This window comes from Oleiphilus sp. HI0080, assembly GCF_001635135.1.
The window spans coordinates 1-8,419 of record NZ_LWFU01000024.1 but is presented as its reverse complement, the minus strand read 5'-3'; the positions used below and the strand labels follow the sequence as shown (position 1 = coordinate 8,419).

Here is an 8,419-nt window from a genome sequence, read left to right as displayed (position 1 = left end):
CGTGACCTCTTTGCCTGTTCCGCTTTCACCGGTAATCATCACAGAGGCTGAGCTTTGAGCTGCTTTTTCAATCGCATTGTAAATAAATTGCATTACGATGGATGGACCAACAAACCCCTGAAATTGTTCTTTTTTCTGGTGCTCGTATTGGTTGAGTGTCTTCTTCAGTATTGCCCGTTCAGCGACAATTTTTTGTGTATAGAGTGCATGATCGATGGTTTGAATGAGCTCATTTACGTTCCAGGGTTTCTGAATAAATCCCCAAATACGCCCCTCATTAATTGCTGAAAGGATGAGATCTTCTTCGGAGAAGCCGCTGAGTACTATCCGAATGGTTTCAGGGTAACGTTTCGACACTTCTCGGAGTAACTCGTCACCAGACATCTTCGGCATTTTCATATCGGAGACGACAACGTCGATAAAGTTGTCCTCCATGAGCGACAGAGCTTCATCGCCGCTGTTTGCAAAAAAGCTCTTGTAGGGTTGGGAGCGCGCAAAACGTTTGAGCGAACTGATGATGTTTGGGTCGTCATCCACAAAAAGTATGCTCTCACTCCAAGCGGTTTGTTCGTTTTCCATTTAATGTTCTCCCTCAGCGTCTTGGGTATTTACCGGTAAGTTAATACGAGCACATGTTCCCTTACCTAGTTCACTTTGAATTTGCAGCGTGCCACCATGCTGATCGATGATTTGCTTTGCGATGCTAAGCCCAAGGCCGTTGTGTTCATCTTTAGTAGTGTGAAAGGGCATGAAAACTTTCTTTCGCGTTGCGTTGTCGAAGCCATGGCCAGAGTCTTCAATCTCGACGACAATGTTTTCCTGAATACAGAAGCTGCGAATCACGACGCTCTCGGAATGCGTTGTTGCTTCAACCGCGTTTTGAATTAAATTGGCAACGGCTTGGCTCATTAGCATAGGTAGGCCATTGAAGAGAGGTAGGTCTTGCAAATCAAGCTTGACGTTAACGAGCTGGTCTTTATGCCGAACAAGCGTTTGTGCTTGGACAATGCTCTCATTTACATCGAATAGCGTTTTCTTTGAACGGTTGGGTGTGGCGAAGTATCGGAGGCTATTTGCAATAAGGTTAACGCGCTTTATGCCTTCGTAAGATTCTTTAAACAACACGGGAAGATCTTCTCGAATGAACTCGAACTCAGAGTTCTCACGGATTTTCTGTGCCTGTTTTTCTAGGCTAGTTGTCGCAGCTGGATTGTTGTACTCATTGACTGAATCTAGCACTGATAATGAGGTCTCCAAGCCTGATGCTAGCTTGGTAGTGTAATCCTCCATTGTCTTTAAATTGTTTTGAATAAAGGCAATCGGGGTGTTGAGTTCATGAGCAAGGCAGGCTCCTAGCTGGGCCACGGAGGCGATCTTTTCCTGAGCCAATAGTTGCGCCTGATGATTGTCGAGTTTTTCTAGTGCCGCTTTTAATGATTCGTTAAATGCATAGAGCTCGCGCGACTTCTCCTCGAGCATTTGATCCGCTTCTTCTCGGGCCTTTTTCTGCATCTCATAGGCGCGTTTAAGATGATGAAGCTTTTGTTCGCTATTCTCGGTCATTGGTGGGCGAACTCGTCAGTCGAAGTTGGCAGTGCTTCGCACCCTCATGCATGCACTGTGTCTGTTCGATGCTTAATTGAATGCCGTAATGTTGACTGGCACCTATCAAAAGACCCTCTGCCAAGAAACACAGCTTACGATCGGAGTGATAATCTAACAACGCTTCATGCTCGCTCAATTGCTGCACTTTGATGTCGGGTGTTTGGGCTTCTTCATCTAGTTTATGAACCTCAACATGTATGACACCGTCAATACTTTGGATGAAGCTATAGAAGTCCGTTTGGCTTGTGGCGAAGACCGGGTGTGCACTGTGCAGAAACTGGAATAAATATTCACCGAATGCTCGCAGTGCTTCCGGCGGGCTTACATTCAATTGATGGCAGGTCGCCTCCACAATTCTGAACAGATTATCGTCTGGATAATTCTTTGTGCCAAAGAAGATACCGTCAGACTCTGCTTCATCAAGAATCGATAGCCAGAGTTCTAGGCCGTGACGCTCTTCAATCATTTGATTGAGCGCGATAAAAATAGTGCCTTTCATAAAGTTGCCGCTTCAAATTATTTGAGTAAGTTGCGAACTCATCCTTCTATAAAGATAGCACTTTTCGTGCAAACCGAGCCGAATTTTTTCTGTTTATATCACCCCGCAGCTTATCAAGGTCAGCACTTGGGAGGCGTGAAAAACAGTGACTCTTCTTGTTCTGATTCTCATCCGACATGCTCTAGTGATTTTTGCAGACTGGAAATTGCCGTCTTTTCAAACTGAAAAAAGTGATTTCAAAAAGCGAATATTAAGAGAGAAAAACTTCTTAAATGCCAGATTAATTTAGTAAAAATCTATATTAAACAATGACTTAATGAATTGGCACGGTGTCTGCTTAAAGTCTTTCAAGCGGGTCGCTTTAGAACCCAATTAAACGGAACAGGAAAAGATATGTTGAAAGACACAACAGACATATTTTCGCTCTTTGGAATCGGCGTTCACAACACAGATATGAGAAGCGCGATCGACAAGGTCATGACCAAGTCCAAGCGCACTCAGACGGTGTGCTTTGTGAACGTGAATACGATCAACCTTGCTCGGGAGCATCATCATTTAAACGATGCGGTGAACGACGCTGATTGGGTCTTTGCCGATGGTTCGGGTGTTCGCATGGCGGCAGCGCGTCAAGGCATAAGGTTAAAAGACAACGTCAATGGCACCGACATGTTGCCTCTGCTGTGTGCGCGAGCTGTGACAGAGCAGGTGGGCTTGTATCTTCTTGGCGCAGAGCCTGGCGTGGCTGAAGAAGCCGCTATAAAGCTGCAAGAAAATCATCCAGGCCTTGTGGTTAACGGTACGCATCATGGTTTCTTCTCAAAAGAGAAAAGCGGCGATGTGATCGAACAAATCAATCGTTCCGGTGCGCGCATTCTGCTTGTTGCCTTCGGATCGCCAATTCAGGAGCAATGGCTTCAGCAATACCGTCATCTGCTGCGTGTTGATACCGCGTTGGCTGTTGGAGGGCTCTTTGATTTTTATTCAGGCCGCATCGCGAGAGCGCCTATGTGGTTTCGCAAGCGCGGGCTTGAGTGGGTTTGGCGGTTAGCGATGGAACCGCGCAATAAATTCCATCGGTATGTGATTGGAAACCCTAAATTTCTTTGGCGCTGTTTCTGGCAGCTTAAAAAAGTTTCTTAAAAGGAGAGAAGCAATGAAATCGATACAGAGTAAACATCTTGGCTTGAGCCCTTTATTACAACGCGCGATCGCGTTAGTGGGCCTAATTTTAATCAGCCCTGTGCTCTTAATTACGGCCTTGTTAATTCGGCTCGAAAGCCCCGGAAGTCCCATTTTTACCCAAACACGCGTTGGGCTTCATGGTCGGCGTTTCGCATTCTATAAGTTCCGCTCGATGCGTGTTGCCTCAGATCCGAAATACGTTGATGTCAGCACGATCAAAAGCGATCGAGATGGTGTATGTAAGAAGCTTTTTAATGATCCGCGCGTTACGCGTATTGGAAAAATTATTCGTAAGTACTCGATTGATGAGTTACCTCAGCTGATTAACGTGGTGAAAGGAGACATGCTCTTGATCGGTCCAAGACCGGCTTTGGTTCAGGAAACAGATATTTATTCGATGACTGCGCGTCAAAGACTACAGATCCTTCCTGGGTTAACTGGCTTGTGGCAAGTTTCTGGACGCGCTGACACGACGTTTGAAGAACAAGTGTCATTGGATATTCGATACATCAAAGAGCAGAGCTGGATGAAGGACATTAAGATTTTGCTGTCTACCGTTCCGGTTGTTCTATTTGGCAGAGGTGCCTATTAGTAATCTCGTTAATCGGATAAGTCCGGTTGTTTTTTTCAGCTTTCGCCTAAATGCAGTACATAGTGGGAGTGTCGCCTAATGCAGTATTCAGACAAGCCATTGTTTTCGATTATTGTAGCTTTGAACAAACGTGAAGATGAATTGATGTTCAGTCTCGACTCGGTCGTTTCTCAAACGTATCGTAATGTCGAACTGTTGCTCATAGATCAGCAGGATGAAACATCTGATCACGTTGATGTCCCGAGCTTACTAGATCGAATGTCCGCCAAAGGAATGGACGCGCGGATTGTGGACGCGCAAAGAGGACTCAAAGCAGGAGAGATCAAGAACATGGGGCTTCAGCAAGCCAAGGGACAACTTATCACGTTTTTAAAGCCAGGTGATCGTTGGGAGCCTCATTATCTTGAAGAGGTCCTATTACTTACGAAGGCGTTTCCCGAAGCTGAAGCATTTGCAACCGCTTATCAATGGCATGTTGATAGCGAAGATTTCATCGATCCAAAGATACACTTGAGTGCCTGTGCCACGGGTCCAGGCCTACTGAATGAGTTTTTCGATTGTGCGACAAAAGGTGGGCAGCCGTTTGTACTCTCAAGCTTTGTTGCGTGCAAGAAGCTCTTTGATCGTGTGGGCCTTTTCAATACGGAAGAAGAAGCAGGTCATGAGCATGATTTGTTTTGCAGGGCAGCGCTGTATAGCGCAATCGCTTACAGCCCTAGCGTACTGGCGTTTGCAAAGAACGACCACGCTGATGCGATCAGCCATTCATTCGTTGCTAGCGAGTGGAGCGCCTTTGTTTCCCGGGTTAAGAGCTATGCCGCGAGCGAGACTGAAGCGAAACGAAAACTTTCCGTTTCACGTTATGTAGGAGCCTATTTGCTTGAGCTCGCGTCTCTTAGTATGACTAAGCAACGCACCGATCTGGCGAGACATCTCCTTGCACACGATTGTTGTAAGCAGTTCTTTCTACGTTATATGTGGTGTCGCTTTCGATGCTGGCTAGGTAGCAGGGGGGGGATGATTTGATATCCTAGTATCCCATCATCCTTTGTCTTCGCTACCAGTGCCGGTTGGTAAATCTGTTAGCTTTATCCCTCATTTGTAAAGCGCTAACTTGCTGCTCGTTAGCTAGCGGGCATTGGCTCTGATTTGCAGACGTTTGCTGATTAGCCTCTTTCGGAAATGCTGGTGTTCACATCGCTAGGTAAACAATATAATGAGGAGATGAACTTTGGAGTGGTGAAGATGCAGTCAGAGCAAATTTGGGAACAGACAGTAAGGCCAGAAGAAAAACCTACGACAGCGTTTTTGAAGGCCTTGCCAAAAGCAGAGTTGCATCTTCATATTGAGGGCTCTTTGGAGCCAGAACTCATGTTTAAGCTCGCCGAACGTAACCGCATTGATTTGCCGTATACCTCGATTGAAGAGGTGCGAGAAGCATATCAGTTTACAAATCTTCAGACTTTTCTTGATATTTATTATCAGAGCGCAGCGGTGCTCATCCATGAACAGGATTTTTATGACCTGACTTGGGCGTACTTGCTAAAGTGCCAAGAGCAGGGAGTGGTGCATACTGAGCTGTTTTTTGATCCTCAAACACATACTGAGCGGGGGATCGACATCGGTGTTGTGTTTGATGGAATAACGCGCGCGTTAGCGGATGCCGCGACGCAGTTAAGCATTTCGGGTGCCCTCATTATGTGCTTTCTAAGACACTTGAGTGAAGAGGCCGCTTTTATCGTGCTGGAACAGGCGAAGCCCTATTTGCAGCACATTGTGGGTGTTGGACTTGATTCGTCTGAGGTCGGGCATCCGCCGGCCAAATTTGAGCGGGTATTTCGTGAAGCACGTAAACTAGGACTAAAAGCGGTTGCACACGCTGGCGAAGAAGGCCCGCCTGAGTACATTATTGAGGCGTTGAACTTATTGAATGTAGACCGCGTTGATCATGGCGTGCGTTGTCTTGAAAATGACGCCTTGGTGGCTCGTCTTGTTCGCGAGCAGATTCCTTTGACAGTTTGTCCTCAGAGCAACGTGCGCTTAAAAGTGTTTGAGGATATGTCCGAGCATACGATTTTGGAGATGCTTGATAAGGGGTTGGTAGCAACGGTAAATGCTGATAACCCCTCGTTCTTCGGTGGCTACGTGCTGGAAAATTTTGAAGCGCTCGTGTCGAGTTTGGGTATGACGCGTATTCAGGCAGCGCGCTTGGCCGAGAATAGTCTTCGTAGTAGCTTTATCGCTGATTCCTTAAAAACGGCTTATCTTGCTAAATTGACGGAAGCGATCAAATAACACTCTTAGGAGAATATCATGGTGGATTACCAAGGCAGCTGTCATTGCGGCACAGTGAAGTTTGAATTTTCGAGCGAAGAAGTAAAAGAGGGGCTGCGCTGTAATTGCTCCATATGCCGTCGCAAAGGCGCAGTGATGCTGCCGCAAGCTTTGAGCTCGGAACAACTGAAGATTGATGACGTTGGGTCGGATGCTTTGCGCAGCTATAAATTTGGCACTGAAGTGGCCGAGCACTTTTTTTGTGAAAAATGCGGCATCTATACCTTCCATGAAACGAAGCGGGAGCCTGGTAAGTTTCGCGTCAATCTCGGTTGCGTAGAAGGCATCGATGTTTTCGAGCTCGACGTTAAAGTGTTCGACGGGGCGTCGCTTTAAGATTATTGAGCCTCTCGAGTGCTTTCTTTTATACCTTCTCGAATGTTGGATTGTTCTTCGATTAGTCGATAAGCAATAAAGTATTTCGATATGTTGGCCACGTAGGTTACGGTTTCGCGACCAACGTGGCGCGCTACGGTGTGTTCGACATTGCCAAACCAAACGTTCGGGTCTAGCCCATACGCTGCTGTTTTTCGCCGGAGGCGCTGGATTCGGGTTGGGCCAGCGTTATATGCAGCAAAAGCAAAGAGCACTTTGTTGGTTTCACTGATTTCGGGGTCGTTAAAATAGTGATCAATGATTTTCCTAAGGTATTTGCTACCTGCATGAACATTATTTTCTAGCTCTTTAATATCACCTACGCCCATCGCTTTTCCGGTAGAGGGCATGATTTGCATGATGCCAATAGCACCTACTGGGCTGCGACGATTATGGTCCAGTTGCGATTCTTGGTAGCCCTGCGCCAGCAGCATTAAGTGGTCAAAGTTGTATAAATCCGAGTACTGCCTGAAAATAGTCACCACATTGTTAAAGTGTACTTTCTCTGTTTCGGATAACGCGCGTTTCGCCCAGTATGGATTTTCTAGATAGCGCTGTTTCACAACATTCCCAAAGAGTGTTCCGCTGCGATGTCGTTTCAGGAAGCGATTTACTTCGAAGATAAGATTTGGTGTGTTCTTCCGTACAGCCCATGCAATTTTACCGCCGGTATTGAGCGATAGGTCGTTATAGACTCTCACGTCTTTAAATATCTTTTTCCAAAGCGTTGCAATGTGGTCATCTGCAATGGTGTATGCGATGAGATCCGCATTGGCCATCTCAATTAAATCTTCGACTTCCAAGTGCTCGTCAGCCTCAATAATGATTGCGGGTTCAAGTCCCTTGCCTTGGAGAATTTGATTCTGTTTTTGCAAGTGCCCGAAGAAACTGCTGCTTTTCCGTAGAAAGAATGTTTTGCCTGATATGTCCTCGAGTTTGGTGAGTTTTGGTGCGCCGGGGCCTGCAACAATGACCTCCTTAACAGATTTGATGACAGGTATTGAAAAATCGACAGCTTGTTTGCGATCAGGCGTGATGGTTAAGTTAGCGATGGCAAGTTCGGCTTGTCCATTGGCCAGTCTGTCCATGATCTCGTCCCGCGCAACGGGAATGGCAACAACGGATAGTGCGCGTCCTTTGCGACGGCTTTTATAGCGCTTATTTAAGTAGCTTTCGAATTCGCGCAGCATTGCATGAGTCAGGCCGTGTTGAGCTCCTCCATCCAAGAAAAAATGGGTTTTACTATAGGTGACTAAAACTCGAATTAAACCGCGATCAATCAGCTCAAATAAATCGTCTTGATAGCTTTCAAGTAATGCAGATTGGAATTGCTCTTCGGTTTCTGAATATAGGTCAAGCGCTTCGCTGACCTTTTCAGCTTCGATCGCGTTTGCGGCGAAAGTGGGTTGCTTTGCCAAAATCGTAAGGGCCAAGAGCAGTAAGAGGCCTGCAGGAACACGTGCATTTATATTAATAATACCCATAGACTCAAAAGAACCTGTTAGTCGTTTTAACGAGTTTAATGACGTTCGCGCAATCAATATTAGCATTACTTATCATTTGAAAAGTCGTTAAATATATAAAATAACGATAATCGCACAGAGCTGCAGCCATTCGGGCTATACTGTGTTTTCCTCTGTTATCTAAAAGATCGTTGACTCCATATGCTAGTTTTTTTTCGCGTTTCCGTGTTTGCCATTTACTTTGTGATCGTCGCGATTTTTTGTGCTCTTGTTTGCCTTTTTCGGCCGTTTAATCCGAACAATAATCGCTTTGCAGCGCGCGCTTTCAGCTATGGTGGGCTGAAGATTCTGGGGCTAGAGGTGATTGTT

General features: G+C 46.0%; 9 protein-coding genes. 5 read left to right on the top strand and 4 right to left on the bottom strand.

What is annotated here, in order from left to right:
- The 3 genes from A3751_RS00470 to A3751_RS00460 form a co-directional block, all read right to left on the bottom strand.
- On the bottom strand, window positions 1-579 hold a 579-nt coding region (locus A3751_RS00470; RefSeq protein ID WP_156492138.1), incomplete at its 3' end, for a response regulator.
- Entirely contained in the window at window positions 580-1,563 is a 984-nt protein-coding gene (locus A3751_RS00465; protein WP_068450953.1) for a sensor histidine kinase, read from the bottom strand.
- Window positions 1,550-2,104: a heme NO-binding domain-containing protein gene (locus tag A3751_RS00460; RefSeq protein WP_068450950.1), complete on the bottom strand. Its 555-nt coding sequence runs from the start codon at window positions 2,102-2,104 to the stop codon at window positions 1,550-1,552. Before A3751_RS00460 ends, A3751_RS00465 begins: the two co-directional genes overlap by 14 nt.
- Before the next feature lie 393 nt (window positions 2,105-2,497).
- On the opposite strand from A3751_RS00460, the gene A3751_RS00455 reads away from it, so the two are divergent.
- The 5 genes from A3751_RS00455 (at window position 2,498) to A3751_RS00435 (ending at window position 6,548) form a co-directional block, all read left to right on the top strand.
- Complete coding sequence (locus A3751_RS00455) at window positions 2,498-3,244, top strand: WecB/TagA/CpsF family glycosyltransferase (protein ID WP_068450945.1); 747 nt, start codon at window positions 2,498-2,500, stop codon at window positions 3,242-3,244.
- Window positions 3,245-3,257: 13 nt separating this feature from the next.
- Entirely contained in the window at window positions 3,258-3,878 is a 621-nt protein-coding gene (locus tag A3751_RS00450; RefSeq protein WP_068542104.1) for a sugar transferase, read from the top strand.
- A gap of 78 nt (window positions 3,879-3,956) precedes the next feature.
- Window positions 3,957-4,904: a glycosyltransferase gene (locus A3751_RS00445; protein ID WP_068450939.1), complete on the top strand. Its 948-nt coding sequence runs from the start codon at window positions 3,957-3,959 to the stop codon at window positions 4,902-4,904.
- Window positions 4,905-5,123: 219 nt separating this feature from the next.
- Window positions 5,124-6,173 (top strand): adenosine deaminase, encoded by a 1,050-nt coding sequence (locus A3751_RS00440; protein ID WP_068450960.1) that lies wholly within the window; start codon window positions 5,124-5,126, stop codon window positions 6,171-6,173.
- Between the two features lie 18 nt (window positions 6,174-6,191).
- A complete protein-coding gene (locus tag A3751_RS00435; protein WP_068450937.1) occupies window positions 6,192-6,548 on the top strand; it encodes a GFA family protein in 357 nt (118 codons plus the stop codon).
- Window positions 6,549-6,550: 2 nt separating this feature from the next.
- Here A3751_RS00435 and A3751_RS00430 read toward each other — a convergent pair whose 3' ends face one another.
- Window positions 6,551-8,137, bottom strand: a complete 1,587-nt coding sequence (locus tag A3751_RS00430; RefSeq protein ID WP_082862968.1) for a lytic transglycosylase F — start codon at window positions 8,135-8,137, stop codon at window positions 6,551-6,553.
- Window positions 8,138-8,419: the final 282 nt, after the last annotated feature.